Origin of the sequence: Pseudomonas sp. 13159349 (assembly GCF_013305685.1) — a bacterium.
GTDB classification, from domain to species: domain Bacteria; phylum Pseudomonadota; class Gammaproteobacteria; order Pseudomonadales; family Pseudomonadaceae; genus Aquipseudomonas; species Aquipseudomonas asiatica.
This window is the reverse complement of the sequence record NZ_CP045553.1, coordinates 3,566,151-3,584,408: the sequence shown is the minus strand read 5'-3', so window position 1 is coordinate 3,584,408 and position 18,258 is coordinate 3,566,151. Positions and strand designations below refer to the sequence as shown.

Annotated in this window: 18 protein-coding genes; 5 read left to right on the top strand and 13 right to left on the bottom strand. The window is 63.6% G+C overall.

What is annotated here, in order from left to right; genetic code table 11:
• Positions 1-74: 74 nt before the first annotated feature.
• Positions 75-1,379, top strand: coding sequence for an ammonium transporter (locus tag GEV38_RS16610; RefSeq protein WP_013973038.1), 1,305 nt, complete (start codon positions 75-77; stop codon positions 1,377-1,379).
• 126 nt (positions 1,380-1,505) lie between these two features.
• Here the strand turns inward: GEV38_RS16610 and GEV38_RS16605 are convergent, their stop codons facing one another.
• Positions 1,506-2,918 carry a cytosine permease gene (locus GEV38_RS16605; protein ID WP_015270736.1) on the bottom strand — a complete coding sequence of 471 codons (1,413 nt, stop codon included), beginning with the start codon at positions 2,916-2,918 and terminating at the stop codon, positions 1,506-1,508.
• A 412-nt stretch (positions 2,919-3,330) separates the two neighbouring features.
• Positions 3,331-3,783, bottom strand: a complete 453-nt coding sequence (locus GEV38_RS16600) for an Lrp/AsnC family transcriptional regulator (protein ID WP_015270735.1) — start codon at positions 3,781-3,783, stop codon at positions 3,331-3,333.
• A 112-nt stretch (positions 3,784-3,895) separates the two neighbouring features.
• On the opposite strand from GEV38_RS16600, the gene GEV38_RS16595 reads away from it, so the two are divergent.
• Both GEV38_RS16595 and GEV38_RS16590 read left to right on the top strand, forming a co-directional pair.
• Positions 3,896-4,510 (top strand): LysE family translocator, encoded by a 615-nt coding sequence (locus GEV38_RS16595; RefSeq protein WP_015270734.1) that lies wholly within the window; start codon positions 3,896-3,898, stop codon positions 4,508-4,510.
• 240 nt (positions 4,511-4,750) lie between these two features.
• On the top strand, positions 4,751-5,383 hold the full coding sequence (locus GEV38_RS16590; protein WP_054572592.1) for a LysE family translocator: 633 nt from the start codon (positions 4,751-4,753) through the stop codon (positions 5,381-5,383).
• Positions 5,384-5,386: 3 nt separating this feature from the next.
• Here GEV38_RS16590 and GEV38_RS16585 read toward each other — a convergent pair whose 3' ends face one another.
• From GEV38_RS16585 to GEV38_RS16540, 10 genes are all read right to left on the bottom strand, one after another.
• Positions 5,387-7,168 (bottom strand): ATP-binding protein, encoded by a 1,782-nt coding sequence (locus GEV38_RS16585; protein ID WP_054572591.1) that lies wholly within the window; start codon positions 7,166-7,168, stop codon positions 5,387-5,389.
• A 182-nt stretch (positions 7,169-7,350) separates the two neighbouring features.
• On the bottom strand, positions 7,351-7,914 hold the full coding sequence (locus GEV38_RS16580; RefSeq protein WP_054572590.1) for an NUDIX hydrolase: 564 nt from the start codon (positions 7,912-7,914) through the stop codon (positions 7,351-7,353).
• Between the two features lie 21 nt (positions 7,915-7,935).
• Entirely contained in the window at positions 7,936-8,682 is a 747-nt protein-coding gene (locus tag GEV38_RS16575; RefSeq protein ID WP_013973031.1) for a GntR family transcriptional regulator, read from the bottom strand.
• Positions 8,683-8,772: 90 nt separating this feature from the next.
• Positions 8,773-9,162 (bottom strand): carboxymuconolactone decarboxylase family protein, encoded by a 390-nt coding sequence (locus tag GEV38_RS16570; protein WP_008100863.1) that lies wholly within the window; start codon positions 9,160-9,162, stop codon positions 8,773-8,775.
• Positions 9,163-9,349: 187 nt separating this feature from the next.
• Positions 9,350-9,835 carry a flavin reductase family protein gene (locus GEV38_RS16565; protein WP_054572589.1) on the bottom strand — a complete coding sequence of 162 codons (486 nt, stop codon included), beginning with the start codon at positions 9,833-9,835 and terminating at the stop codon, positions 9,350-9,352.
• Positions 9,836-9,848: 13 nt separating this feature from the next.
• Positions 9,849-11,330: an aldehyde dehydrogenase gene (locus GEV38_RS16560; RefSeq protein ID WP_024087305.1), complete on the bottom strand. Its 1,482-nt coding sequence runs from the start codon at positions 11,328-11,330 to the stop codon at positions 9,849-9,851.
• The gene (locus GEV38_RS16555; RefSeq protein ID WP_054572588.1) at positions 11,327-12,160 is read right to left on the bottom strand and encodes an alpha/beta fold hydrolase; all 834 of its coding nucleotides are present in this window, start codon (positions 12,158-12,160) and stop codon (positions 11,327-11,329) included. The genes GEV38_RS16560 and GEV38_RS16555 overlap by 4 nt, the downstream gene beginning before the upstream one ends.
• A 68-nt stretch (positions 12,161-12,228) precedes the next feature.
• Positions 12,229-12,825, bottom strand: coding sequence for an amino acid synthesis family protein (locus GEV38_RS16550; protein ID WP_003258678.1), 597 nt, complete (start codon positions 12,823-12,825; stop codon positions 12,229-12,231).
• Positions 12,826-13,147: 322 nt separating this feature from the next.
• On the bottom strand, positions 13,148-14,188 hold the full coding sequence (locus tag GEV38_RS16545) for an LLM class flavin-dependent oxidoreductase (RefSeq protein ID WP_054572566.1): 1,041 nt from the start codon (positions 14,186-14,188) through the stop codon (positions 13,148-13,150).
• A gap of 75 nt (positions 14,189-14,263) precedes the next feature.
• On the bottom strand, positions 14,264-14,749 hold the full coding sequence (locus GEV38_RS16540; RefSeq protein ID WP_003259250.1) for a flavin reductase family protein: 486 nt from the start codon (positions 14,747-14,749) through the stop codon (positions 14,264-14,266).
• Positions 14,750-15,066: 317 nt separating this feature from the next.
• On the opposite strand from GEV38_RS16540, the gene GEV38_RS16535 reads away from it, so the two are divergent.
• A complete protein-coding gene (locus GEV38_RS16535; RefSeq protein WP_015270727.1) occupies positions 15,067-16,473 on the top strand; it encodes a cytosine permease in 1,407 nt (468 codons plus the stop codon).
• 153 nt (positions 16,474-16,626) lie between these two features.
• On the opposite strand, the gene GEV38_RS16530 is transcribed toward GEV38_RS16535, so the two are convergent.
• Positions 16,627-17,538 carry an AraC family transcriptional regulator gene (locus GEV38_RS16530; RefSeq protein ID WP_054572567.1) on the bottom strand — a complete coding sequence of 304 codons (912 nt, stop codon included), beginning with the start codon at positions 17,536-17,538 and terminating at the stop codon, positions 16,627-16,629.
• A gap of 102 nt (positions 17,539-17,640) precedes the next feature.
• On the opposite strand from GEV38_RS16530, the gene GEV38_RS16525 reads away from it, so the two are divergent.
• The gene (locus GEV38_RS16525) at positions 17,641-18,201 is read left to right on the top strand and encodes a carboxymuconolactone decarboxylase family protein (protein ID WP_003259243.1); all 561 of its coding nucleotides are present in this window, start codon (positions 17,641-17,643) and stop codon (positions 18,199-18,201) included.
• Positions 18,202-18,258: the final 57 nt, after the last annotated feature.

The following is an 18,258-nucleotide window of genomic DNA, read 5'->3' as shown; positions in this document are numbered from 1 at the left end:
AGGAGCGGCCTTGTGTCGCGATGGGCTGCAAGGCAGCCCCAGGGCACCCCCACCATTCACACAGGAGTGACTCCATGAAGCACCTCACCCTCGCTGTAATGTTGTTAGCCCTGACCACCCGGGCCCACGCCGCCGACCCCACCCTGGACACCGGCAACACCGCCTGGATGATCTGCGCCGCGATGTTCGTGCTGATGATGTGCATCCCGGGCCTGGCACTGTTCTACGGTGGCATGGTGCGGGCCAAGAACTTCCTCTCGGTATTCACCCAGCTGTTCGCCGTTGCCGGGGTGATCGGCATTCTCTGGGTGCTGTTCGGCTACAGCCTGGTGGTAGACACCACCGGCATGGTCGAGGGCCAGCTGACCCTCAACAGCTTCATTGGCGGGCTGGGCAAGGCGCTGATGCTGGACATCGGCCATGACAGCCTGGTCGGCACCATCCCCGAAGGCGTGTTCGCAGTGTTCCAGCTGACCTTCGCCATCATTACCCCGGCGTTGATTGCCGGTGGTTTTGCCGAGCGCATGAAGTTCAGTGCTTCGTTGCTGTTCATGGCCGCCTGGTTCGTGCTGGTGTACGCGCCGATCGCGCATATGGTCTGGGGCGGGCCGGGGGCGTTGATGGTCAACTGGGGTGTGCTGGACTTTGCCGGCGGTACCGCCGTGCATATCAACTCCGGCGTGGCAGCGCTGGCTGCGGCGTTGATGCTGGGCAAGCGCAAGGGCTACCCGCAGGTGGCCATGCCGCCGCACAACCTCGGTTTCACCTTGGTGGGCGCCGGGTTGCTGTGGGTGGGCTGGTTCGGCTTCAACGTCGGCTCGGGGCTCGCGGCCAACCAGGCGGCAGGGGTGGTGATGCTGGCGACCATGGTGGCGGCCTGTGCGGGGATTGTCGGCTGGTTGCTGACCGAGAAGGTGGCGCATGGTCGGCCGACGGCCTTGGGTGCGGCTTCAGGGGCTTTGGCAGGGTTGGTCGGGATTACCCCGGCCTGTGCATTTGTCGGGCCGCTGGGCGCGCTGGTGATCGGGTTGTTGACCGGGGCCATCTGCTTCTTTGCCGTGACCCGGTTGAAACAGGCGCTGGGCTATGACGACAGCCTGGATGTGTTCGGCCTGCATGGCGTGGGCGGAATGGTCGGCGCGATCCTTACCGGGGTCTTTGCCGCGCCTGCGTTGGGCGGCTATGTGGAGGGTGCATCACCGGTCGGGCAGGCATTGGTGCAGTTGAAGGGGGTGGCGTTCACCTTCGTGTATTGCTTTGTGGTGAGTTGGGCGATTCTGGGGGCGATCAAGCTGACCATCGGGCTGCGGGCCAGCCGGGAAGAGGAAGAACAGGGGCTGGACCTGGCGGAGCACAATGAGCGGGCCTACAACCTCTGATTGATGTGTTGCCTGTACCGGCCTCTTCGCGGGCTTGCCCGCTCCCACAGGAATGTCACCGGCCTCGAAGGCTGTGGTGTCCCTGTGGGAGCGGGCAAGCCCGCGAAGAGGCCGGCACTGGTTGAATCAGTGCCCCATGGCCACCTTGGCACTCATCTGCCGGCGACGGTAGGCGCTATCACGGCTGGCCAGCCACCAGTAAAGCGGCGAAGTAACCACCAGCCCCACCAGCCACGACAGGTCCGCTCCGTTGATATGCTCGGAAATAGGCCCGACATACAGCGGTGTGTTCATGAACGGGATCTGCACCACGATACCCACGGCATAGGCGATCAGCGCCTGCGGGTTGTAGCGCCCGTAGATACCGCCATCGACCTGGAAGATCGACTGGATATCGTAGTCACCCTTGTGGATGGCATAGAAGTCGATCAGGTTGATCGCTGTCCACGGCACCAGCACCACCAGCAGAACCAGCACCATGTCGACGAAGTGGCCGATGAAGTCCGCCGAGGCGAACACCGCCACCACGCAGCAGGCCGTCAGTACTACCAGCGACAGCACGGCGCGGCTCTTGGCGGTGGGGATCCAGCGGTGGGCGAAGGTTTGCACCAGGGTGATGATCGACAGCACTGCGCCATACAGGTTGAGTGCGTTGTGGCTGATCACGCTGAGCAGGAACAGCACCAGCATGATCGGGCCGAGGGTACCGGTGGCCAGCTTGACTGCATCCATGGTGTCCATGCCGGCCGGGATCGCCAGCACCGCCACGGCGCCGAAGATGAACGACAGGCTTGAACCCAGGGCCGAGCCCAGGTAGGTAGTCCAGAACGTCGAGCTGACCTTCACGTCCGCCGGCAGGTAGCGCGAGTAGTCCGACACGTAGGGCGCAAAGGCGATCTGCCACAGCGCAGCCAGCGACACGGTGGCCAGCCAGCCGGCCAGGTTGAAGCCGCCGCGGGTGAGGAAGTCGTCGCTCTGCACGTGGCTGAAGATGTAGCCGAAGCCGACCACGATGCCGATACCCAGCACCCAGGTGCCGATGCGGTTGAGCACGTGGATGAAGCGGTAGCCGATGATGCCGATGATGCCCGAGCCCAGCGCACCGATGACGATGCCCACCGGTACCGGCACGGCATCGACCACGCCGTGCAGCGACTTGCCGGCGAGGACAATGTTGGAGGCGAAGAAGCCGATGTACATGACCCCGGCGATCACCACCACCAGCAGCGCGCCGAGCGAGCCGAACTGGGCGCGGCTCTGGATCATCTGCGGGATGCCCATCTGCGGGCCCTGGGCCGAGTGCAGCGCCATCAGTACGCCACCGACCAGGTGGCCGACCAGGATGGCGACGATGCCCCATACCAGGTTCAGGTGGAACAGTTGCACGCCCAGCGCGCCTGTGACGATGGGCAGCGGCGCTATGTTGCCGCCGAACCACAGTGTGAACAGATCCCTTACCTTTCCATGGCGGTCTTGCGGGGGCACGTAGCCGATCGTGTGTTTTTCTATGAGGGGTGCCGAATTGGCTGCACTGGTCATGACTGACTCCAAGGCAAGGTAGGGCATCGGGAGCTGCCCGGGGGCGTGCCGGCGAAGGGCGACGCGTTCTTGTTGGAGCGATGATGCGGGGCGCGGGGATAACGAGAAATTAGTAAATATGTGCCCATAAACCTTAAAAAACCTAAGGCTGACAAAAGGTTAAGCGGGCGACGGTAGCAAGGAGGGTGCCAGGGTGCGGGAGGGCTTGGTCTAGAGGGGCTGGCGGGGTGGCAGGTAGTTTGTGGTGGGCGGTGGTGGTGCGGTGTGCGCATTTTCAGGGCAGCTGAATGGTTGCCTGTGCCGGCCCTTTCGCGGGCTCGCCCGCTCCCACAGGTGCACCACAGAACCTGAAAGCTGCGCCGTACCTGTGGGAGCGGGCGGGCCCGCGAAAGGGCCGGCACAGGCAACAACGCTACATCGGCAACAACCGATCCTGAATCACCTCTTTCATCACCAGCGTCGAACTCAACCGCTTCACATTGGGAATGCTGGTCAGCTGCTCGTCATACAGCTTCTGGAACGCCGGCAAATCCTTGGCCACCACATGCAGCAGATAATCCGGGTCGCCAAACAGCCGCTGCGCCTCGACGATCTGCGGGATTTCGGCCAGCGCCGCTTCAAAGTCCGCTACCGGCTGGCGAGTGACTTCGCGCAAGGTCACGAATACCAGCGCGGCAAAGTTCAACCCCAGGGCGCTCGGCGCCAAGCGGGCGTGATAGCCAAGAATCGCCCCCGACTCCTCCAGCGCCTTCAAGCGCCGATGACAGGGCGACAGGCTGAGCCCCACACGGTCGGCCAGTTCGGTCACCGATAGCCGACCATCTTTTTGCAGTTCGGCAAGAATTTTTCGATCGGTCCTGTCCATTGAGAAGGATCTTCCAGTAATTGAAGGTTGTTGAGGAATATACGAAAGAAAATCCCTCGGCGGAATCCGTAATCTTTCGTCATCCCAAAGCAGTGGAAAAAGGAAGATTCAAGTGGCTCTCAGTGTTCTGACGGCGTTCTGGGCCGTGTCGATGCTGTTCGTGATTACCCCGGGCGCGGACTGGGCCTACGCGATTTCGGCCGGCATGCGGGGGCGCTGGGTGATGCCCGCGGTGGCGGGGATGTTGTCGGGGCATTTCCTTGCGACCCTGGTGGTGGCGGCAGGGGTCGGTAGCCTGCTGGCCGGCCACCCGCTGGCGCTGACCTTGCTGACCCTGGCGGGGTGTAGCTACCTGCTGTGGCTGGGTGGCAACCTGCTGCTGAGCCCGGCCTTGCCGGCGGCCGGGCAGGATGGTGCGGGGGAGTCGGGGTCTCGCTGGGCATTGAAAGGGTTTTGCGTCAGTGGCCTGAACCCGAAAGTGTTTTTGCTGTTCCTGGCGTTGTTGCCGCAGTTCACCGACCCGCAGTCGAGCTGGCCGGTGCCGTTGCAGATCTTGCTGCTGGGCCTGGTGCACCTGTGCAGCTCGTTGGTGATCTACTCGCTGGTCGGTTATGGCGCCAAAGCCGTGTTGAGCACCCGGCCGGGGGCGGCGAAGCTGGTCGGGCGGGTGTCGGGGGTGGCGATGATCACGGTGGCCCTGGGCTTGATAGCCGGCCAGATCAGCTGACTCACTGGCGTGCGTTGGCCCTTGTAGGAGCGGCCTTGTGTCGCGATAGGGCTGCAAAGCAGCCCCGGCGATTTGTGCACCTGCGCTGAAATCCTGGGGCTGCTTTGCAGCCCTATCGCGACACAAGGCCGCTCCTACAGGTTGCCGCGTTAACCTGGCAGGCGAGAGCCAAGGGTAAAGACGACATGCATGGCCTCGGATAAACTCGCAGCACTTCAACGCACAACCAGGATGTGCCCCATGCCCGAAACCACGCAACTGCTCACCTTCGCCCTGATCTGCCTCGGCATGGTCCTGACCCCAGGGCCGAACATGATCTACCTGATCTCCCGCTCGATCTGCCAGGGCCGCAAGGCCGGGCTGATTTCGTTGGGTGGTGTGGCCCTGGGCTTCGTCATCTACATGTTCTGCGCCGCGCTGGGCATCACCGCCCTGGTGATGGCCGTGCCTTTTGCCTACGACGCGCTGCGCATCGGTGGCGCGCTGTACCTGTTGTACCTGGCCTGGCAGGCGCTGCGCCCTGGTGGCCGGTCGCCGTTCCAGGTTCGCGACCTGCCTGCCGACAGCCCGCGGCGGCTGTTCACCATGGGCTTTGCCACCAGCCTGCTGAACCCCAAGATCGCCGTCATGTACCTGTCGTTGATGCCGCAGTTCATCGAGCCGGGGCATGGCAGCGTGCTGCTGCAGTCGCTGGTGCTGGGGTCGACGCAGATCGCCATCAGCGTTTCGGTCAATGCACTGATCGCGATCATGGCCGGGTCGATCGCTGTATTCCTCGGCGGTCGCCCGCTATGGCAGCAGGTTCAGCGCTGGCTGATGGGTACGGTGCTGGCGGGCCTGGCCGTGCGCATGCTGGCCGAAGGGCGGCGTTGACCGCTAGGCCTCAGGCGGCGGCTCCTGGGGCAGGTACAAGGTAAAGGTGGTGCCCTGGCCCGGCACACTTTTCACCTGCACATCGCCCCCGGACTGCCTGGCAAAACCGAACACCTGCGACAGCCCGAGCCCGGTGCCTTCACCCGGTGCCTTGGTAGTGAAGAACGGGTCGAAGATACGCTCCAGCAGTTCGGTGGCAATGCCGACACCGCTGTCGCTCACCGAAATCGCCGCGAACGGGCCCGGCTGTGGCGCCTGGCCGCGCAGGGCGGGCAGTGACTGGTCAGCCTGCAGGCGCAGCTGCAAGGTGCCTTCGCCGGCCATGGCGTCGCGGCCGTTGAGCATCAGGTTGATTACCGCGGTTTCCAGTTGATTGAGGTCGGCGCGGATATGGCAAGGCGCCTGTGGCAACTGCAGCTCGACCTGGATCCGCGCACCGGTGGCAGTGTCGAGCATGTCGGCCATGGCCTCCAGCCGTGGCCCGGCCTCGAACACTTGCGGGCTCAAGGCCTGGCGGCGGGCGAAGGCCAGTAACTGGCCGGTCAGCCTGGTGCCGCGGTCGACAGTGTCGGACATGGTCTTGAGATAGCGTTCGCGACGCTGTGCATCGAGGTTGGGGCGCTGCAGAAAATGCAGCGACGAGCGAATGATGGTCAGCAGGTTGTTGAAGTCATGAGCCACGCCACCGGTAAGTAGGCCAATGGCTTCGAGCTTTTGGGTCTGGCGCAGCACGGCTTCTGTGTGCAGCAACTGGCTGGTGCGTTCATCCACGCGCTGTTCGAGGGTGGCATTCAGCGCCTCCAGTGCCGTCATGGCTTCGCGGACCTCGGCGTGGGCCTGTACCCGCTGGATATGCGCCCAGCAGCGCTCGGTGACTTCACTGATCAGCGTCTGTTCATAGTGGGTCCACTCCCGTGGCACCTTGTCGTGGATGGCCATCAGCGCGGTCAGTCGGCCGCCTTTGATCAGGGGCATGCAAATGGTCGCGGTAATGCCGATGGCCTGGAAGGTGGCAGCTTCCTCCGGGGACAGCTCGCTCAGGTTGTCCTGGATGACCAACGGCAGGCCATTGCGCAGGCGGCCGAGCGCCAGCTTGCCAAAATCCTGCAATCGATAGCGGCCCAACAGATGCGGCGAGCCGGGCGCCACGGCGTCACCGCAGATGGTGAAACCGTCTTCGTCTGGCTCCATCACCGCGTAGGCACAACTCGACAGTTGCAGGTGCTCGACCAGCATGCGCGTGGTAGTGGCAAGGATCTGGTTCGGGTCGGTAGCGTCGGCCACGGCACGGCCCAGGTCGTCGAGGAACCTCAGGCGCTGGTTGGCGAGCACGCTGGCGGTGGTTTCGGTGACTGTATCCAGCATGCCCAGGACCTTGCCGTCGTGGTCGCGGATGGGGCTGTAGCAGAAGGTGAAATAGGCCCGTTCGGGGCCGCCGTTGCGGTCGATGACGAGCGGGAAGTCTTCGATGTACACCGCCTCGCCGGCCAGGGCGCGGTTGGCCATGTGGCCGATGTCGGCCCAGGCCTCCTGCCACACGGCGCGGAAGGGGATGCCCAATGCCGAGGGCTTCTGCCCGAGAATCTGTGAGAAAGCGTCGTTGTGCAGGGTGAGCAGGTCAGGGCCCCAGAGCACGGCTTGCGGAAAGCGCGAGGCCAGGCACAGCGCCAGGCTGGTTTTCAGCGGGTCGGGCCAGTACTCCAGCGGGCCCAGCGGGGTGGCGGCCCAATCGTGGTTGCGGATGCGCTCGGCCATCAGACCGCCGCCGTCTAGCCATTTTGCCATGTGCTCTGCTGGTCCTTTTGCGTAAGGCCTGAAGGGTGCATCCAGAATAGACGTTTGGCGAGAATTTTTGGTGGCTGTACCGGCCCTATCGCCGGCAAGCCAGCTCCCACAGGACTGCACATGACTCGAAGTCGATGCGGTCCAGGTGGGAGCTGCCTTGCCGGCGATAGGGCCGGTACAAGCTAGCGAATGAAGTGCACCTTGCCAGTGTCGTCATTGCCCATGTAGATGCCATAAACCCCGGCTTGCCGCTCGAGGATATAGCGCTCGAGAATCTGCCGGATTGCCGGATAGTAGATTTCGTCCCACGGGATCTCGTCGGGCTCGAAGAACCTGTAGGCCAGCGTTTCCGCCCCGTACTGCCCGGTTTCCTCGGTGGCGATGGCGCGGAAGATGATATAGACCTCGCTTATCTTCGGGACGCTGAAGATCGAGTACGGCGAGACGATTTCGGCGCGTACGCCGCTTTCTTCCCAGACCTCGCGCAAGGCCGCCTGCTCGGTGGTCTCGCCGGCCTCCATGAACCCGGCCGGCAAGGTCCAGGTGCCGGGGCGCGGCGGGATGGCGCGCTGGCACAGCAGGTACTTGCCATCACGCTCGATGATGCAGCCGGCGATGATCTTCGGGTTGATGTAGTGGATGTAGCCGCAGCCGGTGCAGTGCAGGCGTTCGTGGGTGTCGCCTGTGGGAACGCCCCGGGCCAGTTCCATGGTGCAGTGCGGGCAGTAGCGCGGGGCGTTGGGCATGATCGGTGGCCTGTGGGTGGCTTATATGCGTGGGTCCTTCAAGGCCAGGGGCTCAACCATCTCGCGCACCTTGACGTTGTCATCCTGCTTCTGGCGCAGGTAGTCCAGGGCCACCTTGGCGGCGGCGCGGACGTGGTCAACCGAGGCCTGGTGGGCAACCAGCGGGTCGCCGCTCTTGATCGCCTCGACGATCTTTTCCATTTCGCGGTTGCTGGCGCCGCGGCGGTTCTCCTGCGACACCGAGGTGGCGCGCAGGTAGCTGATGCGCGCCTGCAACTGGCGCAGCTGCTGGGCGGCCACCTGGTTGCCGGAGCCTTCCAGCAGCACATCGTAGAAACCTTGTACCGAGTCCAGCACCTGTTGCAGTTCGCCTTCCTCGAGGGCTTCGCGGTTGACCTCCAGCGCGCGCTCCAGGGCGCGGATGTCCTTGGCCTTGGCGTTGAGGGTGAACAGCTGCACGATCAGGCCTTCGAGCACGCAGCGCAGCTCGTAGATGTCGCGGGCGTCTTCCAGGGTGATGATGGCCACGCGCGGGCCCTTGGCGTCGGCGAACTCCACCAGGCCTTCGGACTCCAGGTGGCGCAGGGCTTCACGCACCGAGGTGCGGCTGACGCCGAGGCGGTCGCAGAGGTCGCGCTCGACCAGGCGGTCGCCTGGCAGCAGGTGGAAGTTCATGATCGCGGCGCGCAGCTTGTCGAGCACGATTTCGCGCAGGGTAACGGGGTTGCGATTGACCTTGAAGCTGTCGTCGAGTGGCTGGCGTTTCATCAAGTGCGCTCTTAAAGAGGCTGCCCGGCCGCAACCGCAACAGCACCACGAACCTTGGGTGCTCCTTGCGTGGGTTCGAACAGCCCGGTGTTAACGGGTTGACTCCGCATCGGCTTCAGCGAACGCTTCGCGGGCCAGGCGGAAACTGTCCACCGCCGCGGGCACGCCGCAATAAATGCCGACCTGGAGCAGGATCTCGCGAATCTGTTCACGGCTCAGGCCATTACGCAAGGCGCCGCGAATGTGCAGCTTGAGCTCGTGGGGCCGGTTGAGCGCGGAAATCATGGCCAAGTTTATCATGCTGCGCTCTTTGAGCGACAAGCCTTCGCGGCCCCAGACGTGGCCCCAGCAGTATTCGGTGACCAGCTCCTGCAACGGCTTTGTGAAGTCGTCGGCGTTCTGGATCGAGCGGTTGACGTAGTCCTCGCCCAGTACCTGGGTGCGGATCTGCAGGCCTTTTTCGTACTTTTCATTGCTCATGTGCAGTACTCCAGAATAAAACAGGGGACGCAACCGAGGGTGAGACGATGACGCGGCCCCTAAAAACAGGGTCATCGGTGTTGGCTTCTTCGCGGGCTTGCCCGCTCCCACAGGGATTGCACAGGTGCTGAAACCTGCGCAGTACCTGTGGGAGCGGGCGAGCCCGCGAAGAAGCCAACGCGGTCTATCAACCCAAGGGGGGCAGGGCGCCCAGCTTGCCCTTGTGGTAGACCATCGGGGTCACCGGCTCGGCCGGCAGCACCAGGTTCTTCACCGCGCCGACGATGATCGCGTGGTCACCGCCGTCGTACTCGCGCCACAGCTCGCATTCGATGATCGCCGTGGCCTTGGCCAGCAGCGGGTTGCCCAGCTCGCTCAGGTGCCAGTCGATGCCTTTGGCCTTGTCCTTGCCCTTGCCGGCGAAGGCATAGGCCTCGGCGGTCTGGTCGGCGGACAGCAGGTGAATCGCGAACTGCTTGCTGTCACGCAGGATGGGGTAGGTGTCGGAGGCGTAGTTGGGGCAGAACAGCACCAGCGCCGGTTCGATCGACAGCGCGCTGAACGCGCTGGCGGTGATGCCGACGATGCCACCGTCGGCGTCCAGGGTGGTGACCACGGTGACGCCGGACGGGAACGAGCCCATCACGTCTTTGTAGATGCCTGGTTCGATCATCTCGTGCTACCTCTTAGCGCATCACAAACGGGTCGGGCATCGGCGCGGTGGACAGGTTGATCCACACCGTCTTCAGCTCGGTATAGGCCAGCACCGAATCGATGCCGCTCTCACGGCCGTAGCCGCTGTTCTTGAACCCGCCGATCGGCGCCATGGCCGACACGGCACGGTAGGTGTTGACCCAGATGATCCCCGAACGCACGTCGCGGGCCAGGCGGTGGGCACGGCCCAGGTCGCGGGTCCAGATGCCGGCGGCCAGGCCGAACTGCGAGTCGTTGGCGATGGCCAGGGCCTCTTCCTCGGTCTTGAAGCGGATTACCGCGGCAACCGGGCCGAACACCTCTTCCTGCATGATGGTCATCGAGTTGCTGTCGCACTCGAACAGGGTCGGCTCGTAGAACCAGCCGTCACCCTCGACCTCGGCACGCTTGCCGCCCATGTGCAGCTTGGCGCCTTCGGCCTTGGCAGCGGCCACCAGGCCTTCGACCACGGCCAGCTGTTGCGCGGTGGCCATGGGGCCCATTTCGCTGGCGTCGTCCTGCGGGTTGCCGATGCGGATGCGCCTGGCGCGGGCGATCAGGCGTTCGACGAACTCGTCGAAGATCTCGTCCTGCACCAGCAGACGCGAGCCGGCCACGCAGCTTTGCCCGGAGGCGGCATAAATGCCTGCCACGGCGCCGTTGATGGCGCTGTCCAGGTCGGCATCGGCGAAAATGATGTTCGGCGACTTGCCGCCCAGCTCCAGCGACAGCTTGGCGAAGTTCTCGGCGCTGCTGCGCACCACGTGGCGGGCGGTGGCGGCGCCGCCGGTGAAGGCGATCTTGCGCACCAGCGGGTGGCGGGTCAGCGCCGCGCCGGTGCTGGGGCCGTAGCCGGTGACCACGTTGACCACACCAGCCGGGAAGCCGGCCTCGAGGGCCAGGCGGGCCAGCTCGAGGATGGTCGCCGAGGCGTGCTCGGACGGCTTGAGCACGATGGTGTTGCCGGCGGCCAGGGCCGGGGCCAGCTTGATGGCGGTGAGGTACAGCGGGCTGTTCCACGGGATGATCCCGGCCACCACGCCGATCGGCTCGTGCACGGTGTAGGCGAACAGGTCGGGCTTGTCCAGCGGCAGGGTGCCGCCTTCAAGCTTGTCGGCAAGGCCTGCGGTGTAGTGGAAGAACTCTGGCAGGTAGCCGACCTGGCCGCGGGTTTCGCGGATCAGCTTGCCGTTGTCACGGCTTTCCAGCTGGGCCAGGTGTTCCTTGTTTTCGGCAATCAGGTCACCCAGGCGACGCAGCAGCTTGCCGCGCGCGGTGGCGGTGATACTGCGCCACTCCTTGCTGTCGAAGGCGCGCTGGGCGGCCTGCACGGCCAGCTCGACATCGGCCTCGTCGGCGTCGGGCAATTGCGCCCATGCCTGGGCGGTAGCCGGGTTGAGGCTGTCGAAGGTCTTGCCGCTCTGGGCATCGCGCCATTGGCCGTCGATGCACATCTGGAAACGAACGAGGGTCATGCAACAATCCCCTTGGCGGATTCGGTGAGGGTGCGGGCTTGCGCGAGGAAGTCCAGCAGCATCTTGTTGACTTCACGCGGTGCTTCCACCGGCATCATATGCCGTTGTTCGGCGAGGACCACGCTTTGCGCGCCAGGAATGCTGGCAGCGAGCTGGCGGGTCATGGCCGGGGTGGAGCCTGCGTCGAGTTCGCCGGTGGCGATCAGCGTCGGCACCTGGATGCTGCCCAGGTCGCCTGCGCGGTACATGTCCTGGGTGGCGAACAGCGAATAAGTGGTGTGGTAACCCTGCGGGTCATTGCTTGCCAGCACCTGGCGAATGGCGGCGACCTGCGCCGGGTTGGCAGCCTTGTATTCACGACTGAACCAGCGGTCGAGCGCGGCGTCGACGTTGGCGTCGGGGCCAAGCTGCGCAGCCTGGGCGGCGCGGGCGATAACGCCGGCACTCTGCTCGGGGGTGCGGTTGAACACGCTATTGAGCACTACCAGTGCAGCCAGGCGCTGTGGGTATTCGAGGGCGAACGCCCGGGCGACCAGGCCGCCCATGGAAAAGCCGATCACGGTGGCTTGCGCGATCTGCAGGTGGTCGAGCAGTTCGGCCAGTTGTGCAGCATAACCTTCCAGGCCAATGTCGGCGGCTGGCAGCGCGCTCTGGCCGTGGCCGAGCATGTCGTAGGCGATGACGCGGTAGTCGTTGGCCAGGCCAACGAACTGACCGCCCCACATTTCCTTGTTCAGGCCCACGCCGTGGATCAGTACCACGGGTTGGCCCTGGCCGACGGACAGGTAGCTGGTGCCGGCGGGTGTGCGTTCAGCGACAGGCTGAATCATGGAGGGCGCTCCTTGAAGGTCGGGCGCGGCGGGTAAGCACGCCACGCCCCGGCCCGTCTTGGTTGTTGTTATTGAGCGTTGGCTTTTTCGGCAGCCAGTTCTTCCAGGTCGATGTAGCGGTTGCCGATGCGCGGGTGCAGGCGGCCGCCGTCGGAGGCGCCCAGGACCACGACGATTTCATCGGCGCGCGGGGCATCTTCGATCTGCATTTCCAGGGTGATGTAGTGCGAGCGTAGGCCTTCGTCGTCCTTCTGCATCATCGGGATCTGGATCGAGGTGCCCGGGCCGCCGCGCTTGTTGGTGAAGCTCAGGTAGCTCTTGGCCTGTACCGCTTCACGGTAGTGGTTGCCGAAGCGCAGGGTATGGATCACCGCCGAGGCGTGTTCGATTTCCCCGTCGGCACCGACGACTGCGGCCTTGCCGTAGGCTTCGATCTTGTCGGCGCCGCCGATGGCTGCAGTCAGGCGCTCGACCATCAGGGCACCCAGGTCCGAGCAGTTGGCACGGATTTCCGGCTTCAGATCTTCAACGAAACCGCGACCGGCCCATGGGTTCTTGATCACGACGGCCAGGCCGACCATGGTCACCGGCTTGTCGGTGGCCTTGCCGCCTTCGATGCGGGTCTCTTCGGAGTAGGTGACGATCTTGCGGATTTCGAAACTCATGGGTGGCTCCTGGTGAGGGTTATCAGCTCTTGTTGTCTGATGGTATACCATAATATTTGTTGTGCAATAGGTGGCTGGAAATTTCTCTTGCGAGGGGACGAAAGGTGGCCTGATGCCTTGATTCCTGCGGTTTCTGTACTGGCCTTTTCGCGGGCTTGCCCGCTCCCACAGGGATCGCACGGCATTCATGGCCTGTGCTGTCCCTGTGGGAGCGGGCAAGCCCGCGAAGAGGCCGGTGCAGGCTTCAAAAAAAAGCCCGCTCACGCGGGCCGCAGGGCCCACGGGAGCGGGCGCGTCCCGCAATGTTTCAGGTAATGGGAAATCAGGCGAACGCCGGCACCACTTCCTTGATGAACAGCTCCAGCGACTTCTTTTTCTCGGCGTGGGGCAGGCTGTTGTCGCACCAGAAGCTGAACTCGTCGACGCCGAGTTCCTGGTAGTACTTGATACGCGCGATGATCTCTTCCGGCGTGCCGATCATGGTGTTCTTGCGGATGTTCTCCAGCTCGAACGCCGGCACTTCTGCGAACTTCGATTCCGGGCTCGGCTCGAGGAAGCCGTTGACCGGGGTGGTCTTGTTGCCGAACCAGGCATCGAAGGTGCGGTAGAAGCGCGAGATGGCCTGGGCGCCAACTTTCCAGCCTTCCGGCTCGGCCGGGCTGTGCACGTGGGTGTGGCGCAGCACCATCAGTTGCGGGCGTGGCACGCCCGGGTTGTTGTCCAGGGCGGCCTGGAACTTGTTCTTCAGGTCCAGCACTTCCTCGTCACCCTTCATCAGTGGGGTCACCATCACGTTGCAGCCATTGGCCACGGCGAAGTTGTGCGAGTCCGGGTCGCGGGCGGCGATCCACATCGGCGGTACGGCGTTGTAGGGCTTCGGCACGCTGGTGGACGTGGGGAACTTGTACACTTCGCCGTCATGGGCGTAGTCGCCTTCCCACAGCTTGCGCACCACCGGCACCATTTCACGCAGAGCCTTGCCGCCGTCGGTGGCCGGCATGCCACCTGCCATGCGGTCGAATTCGAACTGGTAGGCGCCACGGGCCAGGCCCACTTCCATGCGGCCCTTGCTGATCACGTCGAGCAGGGCGCATTCGCCCGCCACGCGGATCGGGTTCCAGAACGGCGCGATGATGGTGCCGGCGCCCAGGCGGATCTTGTCGGTGCGCGCAGCCAGGTAGGCCAGCAGCGGCATCGGGCTTGGCGAAATGGTGTATTCCATGGCGTGGTGTTCGCCGATCCACACGGTGCTGAAACCGCCGTGCTCGGCCATCAGGGTCAGTTCGGTCAGGTCTTCGAACAGCTGGCGGTGGCTGACCTGTTCATCCCAACGTTCCATGTGCACGAACAACGAAAATTTCATGGGGCTTTCCTCAACGCTTGAAAGGGGCTGGCGCCTGGCAGGGTTGGCACCAGCGGTCTCGATTCAGAATAGGCTTCAGGCAAAGGCCGGCAGGCTGGCCATCTTGCCGCGGCAGTACACCATCGGCCGTGGCGCCTCTTCAGGGACGATCAGGTTGTGCACCTTGCCGACCATGATGGCGTGGTCACCACCTTCGTATTCGCGCCACAGTTCGCATTCGATGACTGCGGTGGCCCCGGCCAGGATCGGGTTGCCCAGTTCGCTCAGGGACCACTCGATACCGCTGGCCTTGTCCTTGCCCTTCTTGGCGAACGCATAGGCTTCGGCCTGCTGTTCACCGGACAACAGATGAATGGCGAAGCGCTTCTGCCTGATCAGCACGGGGTAGGAGTCGGAGGTGTAGTTGGGGCAAAACAGCACCAGCGGCGGGTCCATCGACAGGGAGGAAAAGGCGCTGGCGGTCAGACCGACGACCGAGCCATCGTCGTCCAGGGTGGTGATGACGGTAACGCCGGACGGGAAGGAGCCCAGGACATGCTTGTAGACGGTTGCGTCGATCATCTGGTGTACCTCTATAGGGCTGCGGTGGTCCGCGGTTTTTATCGTTGATGTGTCTGATGGTATACCGTAATACCTATTTTGCAAGCGGAATTTTCAAGCGGGGGTGTTGCGCGATGAACGGCTCAAGCCCGCGTATACCGTGGGCTTGAGCGGTGAGGCGGTTTGCCGCAGGGGTTGCGCGAGCGGATCAGTGGGCGTTTTTTCCTACGGATCAGTGTTGTCAAAAGTTTGGAATACCATAATATGGTCCGCAGCTGAGAGGCCGCCTAGATGCGGTTTCCTTACAAAGATAAAAACGACCTTTCGAGCTGAATCCTATGTCCCAACCGTCGTCGCAACACCAGTTTGTCGAGAATCACACGGTCGATTACGTTCCACCTGCCGAGCGCCACGGGAAGGCGCGCGACCTGTTCACCCTCTGGTTCAGTACCAACATCGCGCCACTGCCCATCGTCACCGGCGCCATGGTGGTCCAGGTATTCCACCTGAACCTGTTATGGGGGCTGGTCGCCATCGTGCTGGGCCATCTGGTCGGGGGCGTGGTCATTGCCCTTGCCTCTGCGCAGGGACCGCAGCTGGGCATTCCGCAGATGGTGCAGAGCCGTGGCCAGTTCGGCCGCTACGGCGCCTTGCTGATCGTGTTCTTCACCGCACTGATCTATGTCGGCTTCTTCATTTCCAACATCGTCCTGGCGGGCAAGACCATCCACGGCATCACTCCGAGCGTGCCGATGCCCGGCGCGATCGTGATCGGTGCGCTGAGTGCCACCGCCATTGGCGTGATCGGCTACCGTTTCATTCACATCCTCAACCGCATCGGTACCTGGGTGATGGGTTCGGCGCTGCTGGCCGGCTTCATCATGATGTTCGCCCAGGAACTGCCGGCCGACTTCTTCAGCCGTGGCGCGTTCAACCTGTCGGGCTTCATCGCCACCGTGTCGCTGGGCACCATCTGGCAGATCAGCTTCTCGCCGTATACCTCCGACTATTCGCGCTACCTGCCGCGTGAAGTGGGCATTGCCAAGCCGTTCTGGGCCACCTACTTCGGCGCTACCCTGGGCACCATCCTGTGCTTCAGCTTTGGTGCGGTGGCGGTGCTTTGCGTGCCGGAAGGCACCGATGCAATGGATGCGGTCAAGCAGGCCACCGGCTGGCTGGGCCCGATCCTGATGGTGCTGTTCCTGCTCAACATCATCAGCCACAACGCCCTCAACCTGTATGGCGCAGTGCTGTCGATCGTCACCGCGATCCAGACCTTCGTCGCCGAGTGGACGCCGAGCATCAAGGTGCGGGTGGTGCTGGCTTCGGTGATTCTGGTGGGCTGCGGCCTGGTAGCGCTGAATGCCTCGGCGGACTTCATCGGCCAGTTCATCGGCCTGATCCTGGCACTGCTGCTGGTGCTGGTGCCGTGGGCGTCGATCAACCTGATCGACTTCTACCTGATCAAGAAGGGCCAGTACGATATCGCCTCGATCTTCAGTGCTGACGGCGGCATCTATGGCCGCTTCAACCACCACGCGATCATTGCCTATGCCTGCGGCATCCTGGTGCAGTTGCCGTTTGCCAACACGTCGCTGTATGTGGGGCCGTATTCCAATATCGTCGAAGGGGCTGATCTGTCGTGGCTGTTCGGCTTGCTGGTGACGGTGCCGCTGTACTACTGCCTGGCGACCCGGGGCAAGGCTGCCGAGAAGGCGGGGCGGGTTGTGAGTGTGAATGACTGACAGATTGGCGTTGCTGTAACAGGGGCTGCGTTGCAGCCCATTCGCAGCGCAAGGCTGCTCCTACAAAGGAATCGCGTTGCATGTAGGAACTGCTTTTCAGAGATTGTGATACCCCTGTGGGAGCGGGTTCACCCGCGAAGAGGCCAGTGCAGGCTAACGCCCTTCATGCTGCCGCCGATACGCCCCCGGCTGCACCCCCACCGCTTTGGCAAACGCCCGGGTAAATGCCGCCACCGACTGATACCCCACCTGTGCCCCCACCTGCTCCACGGTATGCCCCGTGCGCAGCAACTGACTGGCAAGGCGCATCCGCAACGCCAGCAGTACCTGCCCCGGCGACTGCCCCGCCAGTTCATTGAAACGCTTGAAAAACGCCGACCGCGACAACCCGGTACAGGCGGCCATGCTTTCCAGCGTCCACGCTTGCCCCGGTTGCTCGATCAACTGCTCCAGCAAACCGGCAAACGCCGGTTGCCGGGCGAGGGCGACCAGCCCGCCCAGCGATTGCCCGGCATGCACCTGCTGGCGTAGCACATACAGGAACAGCAAGTGCGTCAGCCGCTCCAGCAACGCCTGGGAAGGCCCGGCGGCGCGCCGGCACTCCTCCAGGATCAGCTCGAACAACGCCCCCGCCGCATGCCCGGCCGGTTCATCGGCGCGCAGCAATATCCAGTCGGCCAGGCCGTCGACGATCAGCGCCGACAACCCCGGCCTGAAGTGGAAGAAACCACATACCAGGCCCACGCCATCGACCGCATCAACGTCCATGGCCTGCATCTGCTGGCGTGGCTGGGCGCAGGCACTGGCAGGGTCCTGGTCGCTGGCCAGGCGATAGCCGAGGTCGCGCAGCAGGAACACCGCATCGCCGGCCTCCAGGCGCAGTGCCTCGGGCTGCCCGTCGATGTGCAGCCAGCAATGTCCTTGCACCACCAGGTGGAAGCTGGCCCGGCCCATGCCTTCGGTGCTGGCGTGCCAGCCGCCGCAGTAGCGGCCCACATGGAACAGGCTGGCATCGAGCTCCAGGCCCTCTAATAACCAATCGACAAGGTGGCTGGACGAAATCATCTAATGCAAAGACTCAAGAGCAAGGAAAGGCGACTGATGAATATGGAGGGTAGTTCTTATAACCAACAGACTGTAGTGACACTCATCAAAGGAGACCACTCCATGTCCTCGCGCATTACTTTACACACGCTGCAGAGCGCCCCGGAAGCGGCCCGTCCGTTCCTCGAGAACGCCCAGAAGAATTCCGGCTTCATCCCCAACCTGCTGGGCGTGCTGGCCAATGCCCCGGCGGCGCTGGAAACCTACGTGACCGTTTCGGCACTCAACGGCAAAGCCGAACTGAGCCTGGCCGAGCGTGAAGTGGTGCAACTGATTGCCGCCACCCAGCATGGCTGCGACTTCTGCGTGGCCGGCCACACGGCCGTGGCCCTTAACAAGGCCAAGCTGCCGCAGGAGGTGGTCGATGCCCTGCGTGCCCGTGGCGAGCTGCCCGATGCCCGGTATGAAACCCTGGCCGCGTTCGCCCGCGAAGTAATCGCCACCCGCGGCAATGTCAGCGAGGCCACTTACCAGGCCTTCCGCGCAGCCGGTTTCAGCGAAGGCAACGCCCTGGAGGTGATTCTGGGCGTGAGCCTCGCAACCCTGTGCAACTTTGCTAATGTGTTCGCCCAGACGCCGCTCAATGACGAGCTCGGCAAGTACCGCTGGCAACCTTCTGCATGATCTGCGTGTGACACCGGTCGTACCGCGATCGTTGTAGGAGCGGCCTTGTGCCGCGAA

Coding starts and splice junctions, on each gene's coding strand:
- GEV38_RS16610 (WP_013973038.1), top strand. CDS start 75: ATGAAGCACCTCACCCTCGCTGTAATGTTGTTAGCCCTGACCACCCGG.
- GEV38_RS16605 (WP_015270736.1), bottom strand. CDS start 2,918: ATGACCAGTGCAGCCAATTCGGCACCCCTCATAGAAAAACACACGATC.
- GEV38_RS16600 (WP_015270735.1), bottom strand. CDS start 3,783: ATGGACAGGACCGATCGAAAAATTCTTGCCGAACTGCAAAAAGATGGT.
- GEV38_RS16590 (WP_054572592.1), top strand. CDS start 4,751: ATGCCCGAAACCACGCAACTGCTCACCTTCGCCCTGATCTGCCTCGGC.
- GEV38_RS16585 (WP_054572591.1), bottom strand. CDS start 7,168: ATGGCAAAATGGCTAGACGGCGGCGGTCTGATGGCCGAGCGCATCCGC.
- GEV38_RS16580 (WP_054572590.1), bottom strand. CDS start 7,914: ATGCCCAACGCCCCGCGCTACTGCCCGCACTGCACCATGGAACTGGCC.
- GEV38_RS16575 (WP_013973031.1), bottom strand. CDS start 8,682: ATGAAACGCCAGCCACTCGACGACAGCTTCAAGGTCAATCGCAACCCC.
- GEV38_RS16570 (WP_008100863.1), bottom strand. CDS start 9,162: ATGAGCAATGAAAAGTACGAAAAAGGCCTGCAGATCCGCACCCAGGTA.
- GEV38_RS16565 (WP_054572589.1), bottom strand. CDS start 9,835: ATGATCGAACCAGGCATCTACAAAGACGTGATGGGCTCGTTCCCGTCC.
- GEV38_RS16560 (WP_024087305.1), bottom strand. CDS start 11,330: ATGACCCTCGTTCGTTTCCAGATGTGCATCGACGGCCAATGGCGCGAT.
- GEV38_RS16555 (WP_054572588.1), bottom strand. CDS start 12,160: ATGATTCAGCCTGTCGCTGAACGCACACCCGCCGGCACCAGCTACCTG.
- GEV38_RS16550 (WP_003258678.1), bottom strand. CDS start 12,825: ATGAGTTTCGAAATCCGCAAGATCGTCACCTACTCCGAAGAGACCCGC.
- GEV38_RS16545 (WP_054572566.1), bottom strand. CDS start 14,188: ATGAAATTTTCGTTGTTCGTGCACATGGAACGTTGGGATGAACAGGTC.
- GEV38_RS16540 (WP_003259250.1), bottom strand. CDS start 14,749: ATGATCGACGCAACCGTCTACAAGCATGTCCTGGGCTCCTTCCCGTCC.
- GEV38_RS16535 (WP_015270727.1), top strand. CDS start 15,067: ATGTCCCAACCGTCGTCGCAACACCAGTTTGTCGAGAATCACACGGTC.
- GEV38_RS16530 (WP_054572567.1), bottom strand. CDS start 17,538: ATGATTTCGTCCAGCCACCTTGTCGATTGGTTATTAGAGGGCCTGGAG.
- GEV38_RS16525 (WP_003259243.1), top strand. CDS start 17,641: ATGTCCTCGCGCATTACTTTACACACGCTGCAGAGCGCCCCGGAAGCG.